Annotated in this window: 13 protein-coding genes; 11 read left to right on the top strand and 2 right to left on the bottom strand. The window is 46.1% G+C overall.

Annotated elements, in window-relative coordinates; all coding sequences use genetic code 11:
- Positions 1-33: 33 nt before the first annotated feature.
- The 5 genes from ACMN7X_RS11135 (at position 34) to ACMN7X_RS11115 (ending at position 5,021) form a co-directional block, all read left to right on the top strand.
- Positions 34-1,716 carry an L-lactate permease gene (locus tag ACMN7X_RS11135; RefSeq protein WP_418747542.1) on the top strand — a complete coding sequence of 561 codons (1,683 nt, stop codon included), beginning with the start codon at positions 34-36 and terminating at the stop codon, positions 1,714-1,716.
- 375 nt (positions 1,717-2,091) lie between these two features.
- The gene (locus ACMN7X_RS11130) at positions 2,092-2,892 is read left to right on the top strand and encodes a coenzyme F420-0:L-glutamate ligase (protein WP_418747541.1); all 801 of its coding nucleotides are present in this window, start codon (positions 2,092-2,094) and stop codon (positions 2,890-2,892) included.
- Between the two features lie 63 nt (positions 2,893-2,955).
- Positions 2,956-3,213, top strand: a complete 258-nt coding sequence (locus ACMN7X_RS11125; RefSeq protein ID WP_418747540.1) for a hypothetical protein — start codon at positions 2,956-2,958, stop codon at positions 3,211-3,213.
- A 13-nt stretch (positions 3,214-3,226) separates the two neighbouring features.
- Positions 3,227-4,177, top strand: a complete 951-nt coding sequence (locus ACMN7X_RS11120) for an NAD(P)-dependent oxidoreductase (protein ID WP_418747539.1) — start codon at positions 3,227-3,229, stop codon at positions 4,175-4,177.
- Between the two features lie 22 nt (positions 4,178-4,199).
- On the top strand, positions 4,200-5,021 hold the full coding sequence (locus ACMN7X_RS11115) for an alkaline phosphatase family protein (protein WP_418747538.1): 822 nt from the start codon (positions 4,200-4,202) through the stop codon (positions 5,019-5,021).
- A gap of 57 nt (positions 5,022-5,078) precedes the next feature.
- On the opposite strand, the gene upp is transcribed toward ACMN7X_RS11115, so the two are convergent.
- Entirely contained in the window at positions 5,079-5,711 is a 633-nt protein-coding gene (upp, locus tag ACMN7X_RS11110) for a uracil phosphoribosyltransferase (protein WP_418747537.1), read from the bottom strand.
- A 185-nt stretch (positions 5,712-5,896) separates the two neighbouring features.
- Between upp and ACMN7X_RS11105 the strand changes: the two genes are divergently transcribed.
- The 3 genes from ACMN7X_RS11105 to ACMN7X_RS11095 are packed head-to-tail and all read left to right on the top strand — an operon-like array spanning position 5,897 to position 9,371.
- Positions 5,897-6,667, top strand: coding sequence for a polyphosphate polymerase domain-containing protein (locus tag ACMN7X_RS11105; protein ID WP_418747536.1), 771 nt, complete (start codon positions 5,897-5,899; stop codon positions 6,665-6,667).
- Positions 6,660-7,334, top strand: a complete 675-nt coding sequence (locus tag ACMN7X_RS11100) for a DUF4956 domain-containing protein (protein WP_418747535.1) — start codon at positions 6,660-6,662, stop codon at positions 7,332-7,334. The genes ACMN7X_RS11105 and ACMN7X_RS11100 overlap by 8 nt, the downstream gene beginning before the upstream one ends.
- 15 nt (positions 7,335-7,349) lie before the next feature.
- Positions 7,350-9,371 carry a carbohydrate-binding domain-containing protein gene (locus ACMN7X_RS11095; RefSeq protein WP_418747534.1) on the top strand — a complete coding sequence of 674 codons (2,022 nt, stop codon included), beginning with the start codon at positions 7,350-7,352 and terminating at the stop codon, positions 9,369-9,371.
- 71 nt (positions 9,372-9,442) lie between these two features.
- Here ACMN7X_RS11095 and ACMN7X_RS11090 read toward each other — a convergent pair whose 3' ends face one another.
- Positions 9,443-9,952: a helix-turn-helix domain-containing protein gene (locus tag ACMN7X_RS11090; RefSeq protein ID WP_418747533.1), complete on the bottom strand. Its 510-nt coding sequence runs from the start codon at positions 9,950-9,952 to the stop codon at positions 9,443-9,445.
- Between the two features lie 214 nt (positions 9,953-10,166).
- Between ACMN7X_RS11090 and ACMN7X_RS11085 the strand changes: the two genes are divergently transcribed.
- The 3 genes from ACMN7X_RS11085 to ACMN7X_RS11075 all read left to right on the top strand — a co-directional run bounded on the left by ACMN7X_RS11085 (position 10,167) and on the right by ACMN7X_RS11075 (position 14,262).
- Positions 10,167-10,763 carry a recombinase family protein gene (locus ACMN7X_RS11085; protein WP_418747532.1) on the top strand — a complete coding sequence of 199 codons (597 nt, stop codon included), beginning with the start codon at positions 10,167-10,169 and terminating at the stop codon, positions 10,761-10,763.
- 242 nt (positions 10,764-11,005) lie between these two features.
- Positions 11,006-13,006 (top strand): hypothetical protein, encoded by a 2,001-nt coding sequence (locus ACMN7X_RS11080; protein ID WP_418747531.1) that lies wholly within the window; start codon positions 11,006-11,008, stop codon positions 13,004-13,006.
- 5 nt (positions 13,007-13,011) lie between these two features.
- Entirely contained in the window at positions 13,012-14,262 is a 1,251-nt protein-coding gene (locus tag ACMN7X_RS11075; RefSeq protein ID WP_418747530.1) for a transposase, read from the top strand.
- The last annotated feature ends 14 nt before the right edge of the window (positions 14,263-14,276 follow it).

The following is a 14,276-nucleotide window of genomic DNA, read 5'->3' as shown; positions in this document are numbered from 1 at the left end:
TTCGGTAAAATTTAAGAGGGGAGGAATTACAGCATGTATGCAATCATAGCTTTTATTCCAATTATCGTTACAATTATTGTCATGGCCGGATTTAACTGGCCGGCAAAGATTGCCCTGCCTCTGGCATGGCTGATCACTGCCGTTGTCTGCTTTGCCGCATGGAAGATGGATATTATTACCATTGCCGCTCAGACAATTGCAGGTTTCCTGAACTCCATCGATACCATTGTTATCATCTTTGGTGCGATTCTGATCATGAACACATTGAAACAGTCCGGTGGTATGGGCGTTATCAACCGTATGTTTACGAGCGTTAGCGATGACCCGCGTATTCAGGTTATCATCATCGGGTTCATGTTTGGAGCATTCATCGAGGGTGCTGCCGGCTTTGGTACACCGGCAGCCCTGGCTGCTCCGCTGCTGATCGGTCTGGGATTCCCGCCGCTTTGCGCAGCGATGTGTGCATTGATCATGAACAGTACTCCGGTAGCTTACGGCGCCGTTGGTACGCCGACAAACACCGCATTTAACATGGTTTCCAGTGAGTTGGGAGCTGCGGGTGTAACAAATACTGAAGCATGGAAATTAGGCCTCACAAAGTGGGTTGCCATTCCGAGTGCGATTATCTGCCCGATCATCATCTTTATCGTTGTGTTTATGATGATCAAGATGTTTGGTAAAGATAAGTCCACAAAATATGCGATTGAGATCATCCCATATATTTTGATGTCCGCAGTGGCTTTCGTTGTTCCGTATTTAATCTGCGCGGCCTTCCTTGGACCGGAGTTCCCGTCTCTGATCGGTGCGTTGATCGCATTGGTTATCTGTGTCGTCACAGCGAAGAAGGGAATCCTTGTTCCGAAGAGTAAATTTGAATTTCCGGATCATTCCGAGTGGGATGAGCACTGGAAATCGACCTCTGATGTTCAGGAAGACGAGTCCATGAAAGTGGAAACGACAATGTCTCCTGTTATGGCATGGGTACCATATGGTATTATTGCAATTATCCTTGTGGTAACACGTATTCCTCAGATTGGTATTAAGGGAATACTTAATGTCACGACAGCGCCATTTGCCATTGCCATCAGTCACATTTTCGGCGTAGAAGTCAACTTCGCGTGGAAATGGGCATGGAACCCTGGCGTTCTGCCATTCATTCTTGTTGCTTTGTTAATTATTCCATTGCATAAGATGAAGGGCGAGCAGGTAAAAGCGGCATGGAAAACGACTTTCTCCATGGTCAGCGGCGCAGCGATCGCATTACTTTTCGGTATTGCCATGGTTCAGCTCTTTAAGATGTCCGGCGCCCAGTATAACAACAGCGGTATGGACAGTATGCTGATCGTTATGGCCAACGGTCTGGCTGATCTCTTTGGTAAAGCTTATATTATCGTAGCGCCTGTGATCGGTGTTATCGGAGCATTTATTTCCGGTTCCGCGACCGTATCCTGTACATTATTCTCAACACTGCAGTATGCAGCGGCAGCCCGTCTGGGGCTGGCTCCGATGTTGATTCTGGCCATGCAGGTTATGGGTGGTGCTATGGGTAACATGGTATGTGTCAACAATATCGTTTCCGCATGCGCAACCTGTGGCACGATCGGTTCGGAAGGTCGTCTGATGCGTTCTAACGTAGTCCCTTGCCTGATCTACGCAGCATTGACGATTCTGATTCTTGGCGGTTTGATCCTTGCAGGATTTAACCCGATTGCATAATATGATTTAATTTCGGCGGGATCTAATCCCATCCCGCCGGATTAAATAAATAAGAACTCCCAAAGGCGAACAGGCAAAGTAGTGTACACAAAAACAAAACTGCTTTGCTGTATATAAAAAATAAAATAGTCGCAACCCTAAAAATCTTTGCCTGTTTGTCTTAGAGTCTGAGGGCTTAGGCAGAGTTCAAAATCATTCATATTACTAGAATATCCTAAAAACGGGACTCCTTCGGGGGTCCTGTTTTTGTCTGAAAAAGTTCGTGAAGTACATAAAAAAAACATAAATATTACACCAAATTGTCATAAGAATACAATAAAATAAGATGGTATTCCCGGAGTTTGATGAATAGAGTATTATCAGGAGGTAGCATTTATGAATTATTGGTACGAAGGGAACTTAAATGAGAATGAAAACCGACGTGAGAAAAATGGCGTTGTTTATTATATAAGGGGTGTTCGGAAAGTTTGCGGACATTCTATGGAGAGATACGGCATCCATACCCATTTCGTAGAAGAGGGCGAGTCTTATATTCGGCTGATACAGGATTATGTGCTTCCCCTGTACGAACCGGGGGATGTGTTATCCATCAGTGAAAAGGTTATTGCCATGTGTCAGGAAAATACAGTTTATATGGAAGACGTTAAAGTAGGGTGGACGGCAAAAATTTTAAGCAGATTCGGCCACAAAACAAAAAGCGGTATCGGTGTAACGGAACCGCACAAACTTCAGTTGGCAATTAATATGTGCGGTGCGGGGAGAGTTTTTTTGGCTGCCATTGTCGGAGCTTTTGGCAAACTCATCGGCAGGCGGGGATGGTTTTACAAAATGCTGGGCGTGGAGGTTGCCGGCATTGATGGCTTTTATGCACATTCGGCTTTTGATGTCTATCACCAAATGGCCACGCTGACACCAAAACATCCGGACAGAGTATGTGAGCGGATTGAGGGAAAAACGGGAGTCCCGGCAATGATTGTGGATGCCAATGACATTGATGTGACAATTCTGGGAACATCATGCACTTTAAGAGATAGGGGAAGAGACATTCTTGCCGCATATATACAGGATAATCCGGCCGGACAGGATGATGAGTGTACGCCGTTTGTGCTGATCAGGGATATTGGAGAGAATGAGCCCGAAAAATATATTCCCAAAAAAGCCATTCCTGCCGAATAGTCAGGAACAGTCTTTTGCTTTTCAGCTTTTTATGATATGATAAAAAACTGAGAGGTGATAGAAATGGCGGAGCGGGATATGGATTTTCGTATGGAACGGCCCGGCCTGGTTGAGGCGGGACAACATGTAACGATGACAGAATCCATATTGAAAACATTGTCCGGGACAATGTATTATTACACAATTAATGATGCCGTAGCCATGTCAAATAATACGCCGAAACGGCTGAGCCATCTGGAGGGCATTGTAAAGGCAGTCGTGGAAGAGGAAAGCGTATTTACGGTAACGGTTACAATTGCCGATGAGCCGGAAGGCCGATGAAAGTGGGATTCAAATGATGAGAAAGGTTTTTTTATGTGAATATATTCATCCGGAGGCCTACGCTTATTTGAAAGCCCATGCAGAGGTCATTCATGACTGGGACAGACTGTCTGAGGCGGAAGCCCTGATTGACCGAAATCTGAAGATTACGGATGAAATCATGGAAACGGCAAAGTCGCTGCGCCTTATCGGAATTCATGGTACAGGCGTCGACGATGTGGATATGGCGGCAGCCGGACGACGCGGAATACAGGTGTTTTCGGTGCCCCATCAGAACAGCCGCTCTGTTGCCGAGATGAATGTGGCTTTGATGCTGGCTCTCGGGCGGAAGATTGTCCGGGCGGACCGGATATTGAGGGGGCAGGCAGGTCAATCCGCGGTGGAAAGTACCGGAAGTCCGGAATCTGAAATGACAGACAGGATGGCTGAGCTTCAGGGAATGGAATTGGCCGGCAAAACTCTTGGTTTGATCGGCGTGGGAGATATCAGTCGGCAGACGGCGGATATTTGCCGGAAGGGTTTTGATATGGAAGTTATCGGATGGTCCAGGAGTCTGACGGAGGAAAAGGCCCGGAGGATGGATATGGCTTATGCGGATTCCATGGCGGAAGTTTTTCAAAAAGCGGATGTTATTATTGTGGGAGTGGCTTTGACTCCGGAAACCCGTCATCTTATCGGCAGAGAGCAGTTTGCTCAGATGAATCCGAAAGCTATGCTGATCAATACGACAAGGGGGGCTGTCCTCGATGAACAGGCCCTTTATGAAAGCCTGGCAAAAGGGGAGATCGGCGGCGCGGCCTGTGACGTATTTGCTGAAGAACCGATAAGCGCCGGTCATCCGCTGCTTGCGTTAGATAACTTTGTCGCTGCGCCCCATTTGGGCGCCAATACGGAGGAAGCACTCAGGCGGGTCGGAATGGCTGTGGTGCAGGGTGTGTTAAACCGGTTGGATGGCAATCTATAAAGATAAGGACAGGAAAAGAAAAATGGGTAAAACGATATTTGTATTATTGGATGCGTGCGGATATAAAATAGCCACAGAGAATCTGGGGTTTTTGGAACATATGATAGATTACGGCCTGGGGGCGAAATATAAAATCCGGGGTGAACTTCCGTCCATGTCCCGGCCGATGTATGAAACTCTGATGACCGGCGTTCCGGCCTATGTGCATGGAATTACCTGCAATGAGATTGTTCGCAGATCCGATCAGATAAGTGTATTTAAGCTGTGCAAAGAGGCGGGGCTGGTGACCGGGGCCGCAGCTTATTTTTGGATGAGTGAACTGTATAACCGGGCGCCTTTTGATAAACATCGCGATAGGATACGGCTTGGAGCGGGGGACGGCCTGATCGATTATGGCATTTATTATTGGGAGGATACTTATCCGGATTCACATTTGTTTATGGACGGTGAGTATATCCGGAAAACCTATCAGCCGGATTTTATGCTGTATCATCCGATGAGCATCGATCTGGCGGGCCATACCTACGGTTCAGACAGCAGGGAGTATGCCTGGAAAGTGGCGGATATGGGGGTGCTTATTGCAGATCTGCTTCCGGGATGGTTGGAAGACGGATACAGCGTGGTGGTTTCAGCAGACCATGGAATGAATGAAAATGGCCTGCATGGTGGGCCAACGGACCTGCAAAGGGACGTTCCACTCTATATTTTTAGCGATAAAGTGGAGAATGGAAGATTTGAGGACCATTATATCGGACAAAGGAATATGGCGCCTCTTCTGTGCCGTCTGCTGGAAATTTCTCCGTCCGATGGGATGATATTCCCGGATAAAATATATTTTAAATAAAAATGTTCTTCGAGCAAGCGTTTCCACAAGCTTTCTCGAAGAACATTTTTTTGATTCTTACTTTGTGCCGAAAATGCGGTCGCCGGCATCGCCGAGTCCCGGACAGATGTAGGCATTTTCATTGAGACAACGGTCCAAATGTCCGCAATAGAGCGGTACATCCGGATGACATTCGCGGAAATGTTTGACACCTTCCGGCGCAGCGATGATACACATAAATTTGATGTTTTTACCGCCGTGTTCTTTAATAAAGTTGACGGCAGCTACGCCCGAACCGCCGGTTGCCAGCATCGGATCGAGAACGATGATGGTTCGCTGATCGATTGGTGCGGGAAGTTTGCAGAAATATTCGTGAGGTTCATGGGTTTCTTCATCCCGGTAAAGGCCGATATGTCCGACTTTTGCGGACGGCACGAGAGTCAGAATACCGTTAACCATGCCAAGACCGGCACGGAGAATCGGAACTATGGCCAGCTTTTTTCCGGCGATCATCGGAGACTGGCAGGTTTCGATCGGCGTTTTAATTTCTATATCTTCAAGGGGCAGATCACGAAGAGCCTCATAACCCATCAAAACAGTAATTTCTTCAATGAGACGGCGGAATTCATTCGTGCCGGTTCGTTCATCTCGGAGCATGGATATTTTATGCTGAATTAATGGATGCTCCATAATAAAGACATTTTCATTCATAATTTTTTTTCCTCCCTGTACATTTCATTTCTTTTATTGTAAAAGATATTTGCGGATAGGTCAATGAAAATATCGTCACAGAATTTACACAGGCTTTTCAATGTATGTTCACACTTTTTCCATTTTTAGGCCATATTTGTATGGAATAATAAAAGCACTTAAAACGCAGGAAATGAGGGTGGGCAGTGGAAAAGGTTCAGGAAGTTTTTAAGCGGTATGAGAAGAAATATTTATTGACCTGTGAACAGCATCAGGCATTGATGAAACAGGTCGGCGACCGGCTGATATTGGATGTCTACGGGTGGCATACGATCTGTAATATTTATTTTGACACGGATAACTATGAGTTGATCAGGGCATCGCTGGAAAAACCTCACTATAAAGAAAAATTGCGGCTTCGGAGTTATGGGGTTCCTCAAAATTGCAGTCAGGTATTTATTGAATTGAAAAAGAAATATGACGGTGTGGTCTATAAACGGCGAATTCCTGCACGGCTGGAGGATGCGGAGCGATATCTCTATGCGGCAGATTCCCTGGGTGCGCAGAATTTTCAGGCAGAGGCGGTTCGGCTGCTTCAGCATATGGACAGCGAACAATCCCAGATTTTCAGGGAAATTCAATGGTTTATGGATTTTTACCATCCGAAGCCGTCGGTATATCTGGCTTATGACCGAAGGGCTTATTATGGAAAAGAGCAGGAGGATTTTCGGGTGACTTTCGATGAAAATATTCGTTACCGGGAGGAACAGCTTCATTTGGCGGATGGGGATCATGGGATTTTTCTGCTTCCGAAAAATATGGTACTGATGGAAGTGAAAATTCCGGAAAGCCTTCCTTTTTGGTTCGGGCATATATTATCCGAATTGGAAGTGTTTCCGATTTCATTTTCAAAATACGGTACTTATTATAAAGAAAATTTGACACATTTATTTGGGGAGGGCCTTTTATATGCTTGACAGTGTATTATCTTTTTCTTCGTCCGGGCTGACAGTGCTGGAATTTGTCTTTTGTACGGTATTTTCCGTCATTTTTGGCGTATTGATTGCGCTTGTACATATGTATAAAAACCAGTATTCCAGAAATTTTATTTTGACGCTTATACTGCTTCCGCTCATTGTTCAGACGGTGATCATGCTGGTCAATGGAAATCTCGGAACAGGTGTGGCTGTGGCCGGAGCTTTCAGTCTTGTACGATTCCGCTCTGTTCCGGGAAATTCCCGTGAGATCGCGGCAATTTTTCTTGCTATGGCGGTGGGACTTGCCACGGGTATGGGCTATGTGACCATCGGAGGCCTGCTGGTAATTATCGTTGGCTTTGTTATGCTTTTAGTGGTGAATCTTCCGGTTGGCCGGATGAATCAAATGCTGCGGGATCTGAAGGTGACTATTCCGGAAAATCTCGATTATGAAGGCATATTTGATGATCTTTTTGCGGAGTATACAACGCGCAGTGAATTATTAAGAGTGCGGACAGTGAATATGGGGAGTCTTTATGAACTTCATTATCATATATCGTTTCGTAGCGATAAAAGTGAAAAGAAATTCCTGGATGAACTGCGGTGCCGTAATGGAAATTTAACTATTGTGTGCGGCAGAGTGGCGCAGGAAAGAGAAGAATTATAGCAGGAGGTATGTAAAATGAAAGGTTCAAAATATATGGCCTGTATAGTCGCCGGAAGTTTTCTGGTGTCGATGCTTGGCGGCTGCGGTTCCAACACCGGCGCTTCGCCGACGGAAACAACAGTTGTCATGTCCGAAAGCGGGACAGAAACAGCGCAGGAAAGTGAGAATGAAAAGGAAGAGGCAGGGCCGCTGACGGGAGATTATGATGCGGAGGATTTGGAGGAAAGCTGGTCGGAGGGAAAGGCCTCCATCATTAAGTGTAACGGAGCTTCCGCGGAAATCTCCGGGGACGGTATTCAGGCGGATGGGAATATATTAAAAATTACTCGGGCCGGAACTTATGTGTTCAGCGGTACGATGGATGATGGACAGATTCAGGTGGATGCTGGGAAAGAGGATGTGGTCCATATTGTCCTGAATGGATTGACGGCCAGTTCGGAGACCGGTTCCGTCATTTATGGTGTGCAGAGTAAAAAGATAGTTATTACGCTGGCTAAGGGACAGGAAAGCACCTTAAGTGATGCCGAAACATATATATATGAAGATACTTCTTCGGATGAGCCGAATGCCTGCATTTTCAGCAAGGATGATCTGACGGTCAACGGGAAGGGAACGCTTAATGTGAACGGAAATTATCAGGACGGTATTCGCAGCAAGGATGATTTAAAAATCGTTGGCGGGGCCCTGAATATTACGGCCAAACAACATGGGATGAAAGGTAAGGACTCGGTTTCCGTTAAAGATGGCGAATTGACAGTCAATGCGGGCGGCGACGGCATTAAGGCCAATAATGATACGGATTCGGAAAAAGGCTATGTGCTGCTGGATGGGGGAACCTATCGGATCACGGCAGCCCAGGATGGTATTCAGGCGGAAACAATTCTTCAAATAAATGGTGGCTCCGGCTCTGTATCCAGCGGCGGGGGCAGCTCCAATGCAAGCTATGATGCAAGCGGTCAGTTTCGGGAAGAATGGGGCCGATGGGGCGGCAATAAGAATCAGCCGCCTCAAATGAAAGGGGCTACGCCTTCGAAGGGAGAAATGCCGAAAGAGGGGCAGATGCCGCCGGAGGGAGAAATGCCGGAAGAGGCTCAGATGCCGCCGGAGGGAGAAACACCGAAAGAGGAGCAGATGCCGCCGGAGGGCGGCGCCCCGGAAGCCGGGATAACAGAAACTGCCGGGGCAGCTTCCGATGATTCTTCGGACAGCGCCAAAGGCCTGAAGGCCGGAAATACCATCTATTTGAATGGGGGAGAATTTACCATTGACTCATCGGATGACAGTATTCATTGCAATGGTGATATTACGATTATCGATGGAGCGTATACGATGACATCCGGGGATGACGGGATACACGCGGATAATGCGCTGGTGATTAACGGCGGAGAGATTCGGGTGAATAAATCCTATGAAGGACTGGAAGGTCTAACGGTGGAAATTCGGGGCGGCAATATCGAAGTGACATCGGAGGATGACGGGATTAATTCGGCGGGCGGCAGCGATACACAATCAGACGGACGCCCGGGACAGAATAGTTTTGCATCGGGGAATGATTGTTGGATACGAATCAGCGACGGTGATATTTATGTGAAGGCCGCCGGCGACGGCATTGATTCCAACGGAAATTTGTATATGGACGGCGGCATGCTTGTTGTCGAGGGACCGGAGGATTCAGCGAACGGCACGCTGGACTATGAGGGCACAGCGGAGATTACAGGCGGCACCTTCGTCGGCACGGGAAATTCCGGTATGGCGATGGCTTTTTCGGATACCTCTGCCCAATGTTCAATCAATGCCGTAACGGATACAATGCTGCCGTCGGGAACTATGGTGACATTGAAGGACAGTTCCGGAAAAGAGATCCTTAGTGTTTCTCCGACAAAATCCTTTAATTGTATTCAGATCAGTTCTCCGACTCTTGTATCCGGCGAGACCTATACGCTGGTTTATGGTGATGACGCATCCATGGAGATAATCCTGGATGGTGTATCTGCATGGAATGGGGTCGGGCGTGCTTCGTCAGGCTTCGCACAATAAGGAATACAGAAAATGTAAAAGATATCGTTTGCGGTGAGCAATATAAGTGACCGCAAGCGATATCTTTATTTTTACTTATTTCGTTTCAGCAGGCGCATTTTAAAGGCTTTGATTTTAGATATATGGCGGCTCGTATATAAAGCGCCCACAAGCAGAACGCCAAGCACAAGGCCGAGAGCAAAACTGGCAATATTATCATAGAGGGGAAGGGCTGTCAAATTCTGAATATCGATGATCATATATACGATATAGGCTGCCAATCCCATTAAAAATATGTAGTTAAGCCGTTTTGAGAAAATTACATTTTCATTAGTGCTGTAATCTGCGACTTTTAGCAAAGTGTTTTTTGTTTCCTGTTCCGGCGCAGGAGTTTTTCTTTCCCCGTCTAATATTTCTTCAATGTGAACATCAAAATATTCAGCGATTTGTATGAGCAAATCAAAATCCGGCATATTTACGCCATTTTCCCATCGGGAAACACTTCGGTTGGAGACATTGATGATTTCAGCAAACTGTTCCTGAGTGAGCCCCTTTTCATTACGAAGTTTTTTTAAAAAACGGCCGATTTTCTTTTGGTCCATAATATATCCCTTCTTTACTATAAATTCTACATTTAAAATACACCTGTTTGTCTGATAAAGTACAGGACACAAAGTGAGAATTTAAAATTTTATAGTTAAAATTGTGTATGAAACAAATAATAATTTTATCTCGTGAAGGCTGACGGAGAGCATCCATGCAAAGTATTTGCCGTATGGGATGCCCGAATAGAGGAATTAAAGGAGGGTCAATAAAATGTCAAAAATTGTTTATGGCTATATTCGAGTATCAACGAAAGAGCAGAATGAGGACCGTCAGAAAATTGCGCTGGCAGAGTTTCCTGTAGCGGAGAATCGTATTTTTTTAGATAAGCTCAGTGGAAAGGATTTCGAGCGGCCTCAGTATAAGAAGCTTATGAAAAAGCTGCGGACCGGCGATATTCTCGTTATTAAGTCTATTGACAGGCTGGGCAGAAATTATGAAGAAATTTTAAATCAGTGGCGGATTATCACCAAAGAAAAAAGAGCGGATATCGTTGTTTTGGACATGCCGCTTCTGGATACGCGGCAAACCGGGCGGGACTTGACGGGCACTTTTGTGGCTGATCTGGTGCTGCAGATTCTTTCCTATGTTGCGCAGACGGAGAGAGAGAACATCAAACAAAGGCAAAAGGAAGGAATTGCTGCCGCAAAACTCAGAGGAGTACAGTTCGGACGGCCTCGGAAACCGATTCCCGATAATTTTCAGCAGGTGAAAGAGGCCTGGGAGAATAAAGAGATCACTTCACGAGAGGCGGCCGGTCAGCTGCAGGTTGCCCAGGATACCTTTTTAAGATGGGCCCGGACTAGATAAGTTAAAGAAATATTTGATGGAAAATGTAGACTTTATCGTTCGCCGATGCTATAATGATGAAAAGTGAATTTTTGCGTAAAAATGAGGGCTTTTCGTATAAAAAATGGTAAAAATATTCGATATGTTATGTAAATTTTTTGAACGAATTTTCCTACCTTATCGTGCGGAGCTTGACGGAGCACGCCCATGCGAAGCATCTTGCGCAATAATTTGAAGAAAATTCATGGAAAGGTGAGGGCTTAATGAGAGGAAAGACGAAATTTAAACGTTGGATGGCATTTTTGCTTACATTCGCAATGATGATATCTCTGTCGATGGCCGTTTTTGCGGAAGATGAGACAGTTTTCGACAGTGAAAGTGTGGCTTTGGAATCAGTTGAATCAACCGAGGGAGAGGTTGAAACGATGGATAGCGAGGAAACCACGGTGGACGGAGAAACAGCGGAGAGTGAGCCAGAGGAACAGACAGAAGTTGAGACCGTTGATGAAGCGTTGGCAAATGAAGTGATGCTTTTCAGCGTCAGCGAAAGTGATGTCTGCCAGATTGGGGAGACAGGTTATGCTTCTTTAAAGGAGGCATTTGAAAATGCCAATGAGAATGAACGAATTGTTTTAAGGAAAAGCATAGCTGCGAATGAGATTATTGATGTTGCGAAAAGCGTTGTCTTGGACTTAAATGGTTTTACTATTACCAATAATGTTTCAGGGGAAAGGCTATTCCACGTATCCGCGCCGTCTTTTACGGTGGAGGGCGGAACAACAGGCAGTGGTATGATTATTCCGGAAGGAAATACGGGCTCTTACGGATTTATAAAAGTCATTGCCGCTTCTCAGGTTGTACTCAATGGCGGTGAATACAGAGGCAATACAGCTGATGGATCCTTTATTAAGTTATTTAATCGGGAGAACGTTGGCGATGCCTCCGGTTCTACGATTACTCTGAATAATGTGCAGGCAACGACAAATAACGGCTTTTTGAATACAGATACACTTACCACCGATGCCTCGACACCGACACTTTACGTTAATGGCGGTACTTATGCGACAGAGGGAAAAGGGTTTGGACTGGATATCATACCGCCCAGCCCGGTGAGTTTTACTGGGGTGACGGTAACTGCCGGAAGCGGCCCTGCAATTGAACTTAGCGGGGGCGATGCCGTTTTTGAGGATTGTATATTTGATGTAACAGCAACGACAGATAATTCGCATTTTCGGACTACGGCGGTGGCTGTAAGCTGGGGCGGTATTGCAACGATTAAAGGCGGAAGTTACTCTTCTACAGGGTATGGCATATACGTGTACAGCAGCGGCGGTACGATTATCGTTGAAGATGGCGATATCAGCGGCGATGTTAAGGCTGCAGAAGCAGATGTTGACCAAAGTTACGGGGCAACATCGACGATAAAGATACAAGGCGGAAATGTGAAAGGAACTTTGGGGACAAATAATCAACCTAATGCTACGATTGAGGTGACCGGAGGAAAATTTGATACGGATGTGTCAACCTATGTTCCGGCAGATATGACGATACAGAAAAATGATGATGGAAGTTTTTCAGTATGGGCGTTAGCCCCGCCGGTTGTCAGCGTGAAGGCGGGGAATACGACAATTCATGAAGGCAAGAATGTCATTTTAACAGCGGAAGTTTCTCATGGAGTGGACACTGTTTCTTTTGCCTATTCCTGGTATAAAGATGGTGTTTTGCTTCAAGATGAAACGGAAAGTACCCTTACGGTTACAGAAGGCGGCAGCTATACGGTGAAAGTTTCGGCTTTTGACGGTGCATTAAAATCGGATGAGGTCGAAAGTGCCCCTGTTGTTTGTACAATTGAAGGGCATGCGTTTGGCAGTGATTGGAAAAATGATGAAGCAAACCACTGGCATGAATGTGTCTGCAGTGAAAAAGCTGATGCGGCGGCCCATGTAAGCGATGACGGAAAAGTGACAAAGGCAGCGACGGCAACAGAGGCCGGCGTGAAAACTTATAGCTGTACCGTATGTGAAAGAATTCTGAAAACAGAAGCCATTCCGGCAACGGGAGGCACTGGAACAACGGGCGGAACCGGCACAACCAGCGGAACCGGCACAACCGGAGGTACTGGAACACAGCAAAATAATAGCACTTCCAATAGCCCGGCGACCGGCGATAATACAAATCCGATGCTGTGGATGGTTATTATGGCTGCGGCAGCGGCAGTGGCTGTAGATATGGGTGTTTACATTTTGAATACCCATAAACGGTGAATGTGATGTCAGAGAAGAATTACTATTCGATGACAACAAAACGGTTTACATTGCGGACATCGCATAACGAGTGGCTTTTAATTACCCGGAGGTTATATAATGATGTGCTCTATTTTTATTATAAATTATTTTTGGAGCATCCGGAATTAAATAGTCTGACAAACCAGAAAGCCATGCGCTCTCTGGAATGTATGAGTATTGTCGGGCGGGATAAAAAGCCGGTGGAAGTTCCCCTTCCATGGAAGGGCGTTCCCCTTTATTTTCGGAGGGCGGCCATAAATTCTGCTTTGGCTGCGGGGAGAAGTTATCTCGCGAGGTCGGAGCAAACCTGCCCAAGTCAGGAGTTTTCATCAGGAATTACCTTGTATAAAGGTATGTATAAAGATTTGGACAGTCATTCTGTTATGGTGAAGGTGTGGAACGGAGAAAAATGGTGCTGGATACACGGGCGCTTATCGGGCAGTGAGATTCCCGCAGATGCGCTTTGTCTGTCGCCAAGAATGGTATTTCACGAAAAGCGGATAGAGCTGCATGTTCCGATACGGCAGGATGTATTGAATCGGGGGACTCTGAAACAGCGGATAGGCAGAGAACCGCGTATCTGCGCAGTCCAGTTTACCAATGGAGATTCGGTGGCGGTTTGCTGTGTGATGAATCCGGATTATGCGGTGGAGGCCGTAAATTTTTTTCGGGGCGGAACAGCCTATAGGAATCGTTGTCAGGGAATATTGGATAAAATTGAAAAATCAAAGAAAGCGTCTCCAAAAGAAACAAGTGAGGACGCGGATAAAAAATACTGGAAAAAGCTGAGAAATATCCATGAAGATATCAGTCATCAGATCAGCAGAAAAATCGTGGATTTTAGCAGAGAAAACCAGGCGGAAATCATTATACTTCCCAAATATGACAGCGCCTACAGCAAATATGTGATGGCAGCAGTAGGAAAATGGTCGCCGCTGTATATAAGCCATAGTATACGCAGGCAGCTTCAGTATAAGGCGTGGCAGGAGGGTATTTTTGTTTTGGACTCTTCGGTTTCCGATATTGGAAGAGTTTGCGCGAAATGCGGTGCGTCTGTGCAGAGAAGGGGAGAACTGTTCTTGTGTGAAAATGGCCATCAGGGAAACCGATGGATCAATTCGGCTTGTAATCTGGGAAAGAAGGCTTATGAAAGCTTAGGAAAAAATATACCCATTCGGGCATCCCGTATGTCAGATGCTCCGCATGGGCGTGCTCCGTCAAGCTCCGCACGATAAGGTATACCCATTCG

The sequence above is a fragment of the Frisingicoccus sp. genome, from assembly GCF_048388605.1.
Taxonomy (GTDB): Bacteria; Bacillota; Clostridia; order Lachnospirales; family Lachnospiraceae; genus Frisingicoccus.
This window is presented reverse-complemented; position numbering and strand designations above follow the sequence as displayed.

Excerpts from the sequence above, each read along its gene's own strand:
- ACMN7X_RS11135 (WP_418747542.1), top strand. The coding sequence starts at position 34 with ATGTATGCAATCATAGCTTTTATTCCAATTATCGTTACAATTATTGTC.
- ACMN7X_RS11130 (WP_418747541.1), top strand. The coding sequence starts at position 2,092 with ATGAATTATTGGTACGAAGGGAACTTAAATGAGAATGAAAACCGACGT.
- ACMN7X_RS11125 (WP_418747540.1), top strand. The coding sequence starts at position 2,956 with ATGGCGGAGCGGGATATGGATTTTCGTATGGAACGGCCCGGCCTGGTT.
- ACMN7X_RS11120 (WP_418747539.1), top strand. The coding sequence starts at position 3,227 with ATGATGAGAAAGGTTTTTTTATGTGAATATATTCATCCGGAGGCCTAC.
- ACMN7X_RS11115 (WP_418747538.1), top strand. The coding sequence starts at position 4,200 with ATGGGTAAAACGATATTTGTATTATTGGATGCGTGCGGATATAAAATA.
- upp (WP_418747537.1), bottom strand. The coding sequence starts at position 5,711 with ATGAATGAAAATGTCTTTATTATGGAGCATCCATTAATTCAGCATAAA.
- ACMN7X_RS11100 (WP_418747535.1), top strand. The coding sequence starts at position 6,660 with ATGCTTGACAGTGTATTATCTTTTTCTTCGTCCGGGCTGACAGTGCTG.
- ACMN7X_RS11095 (WP_418747534.1), top strand. The coding sequence starts at position 7,350 with ATGAAAGGTTCAAAATATATGGCCTGTATAGTCGCCGGAAGTTTTCTG.
- ACMN7X_RS11090 (WP_418747533.1), bottom strand. The coding sequence starts at position 9,952 with ATGGACCAAAAGAAAATCGGCCGTTTTTTAAAAAAACTTCGTAATGAA.
- ACMN7X_RS11085 (WP_418747532.1), top strand. The coding sequence starts at position 10,167 with ATGTCAAAAATTGTTTATGGCTATATTCGAGTATCAACGAAAGAGCAG.
- ACMN7X_RS11080 (WP_418747531.1), top strand. The coding sequence starts at position 11,006 with ATGAGAGGAAAGACGAAATTTAAACGTTGGATGGCATTTTTGCTTACA.
- ACMN7X_RS11075 (WP_418747530.1), top strand. The coding sequence starts at position 13,012 with ATGTCAGAGAAGAATTACTATTCGATGACAACAAAACGGTTTACATTG.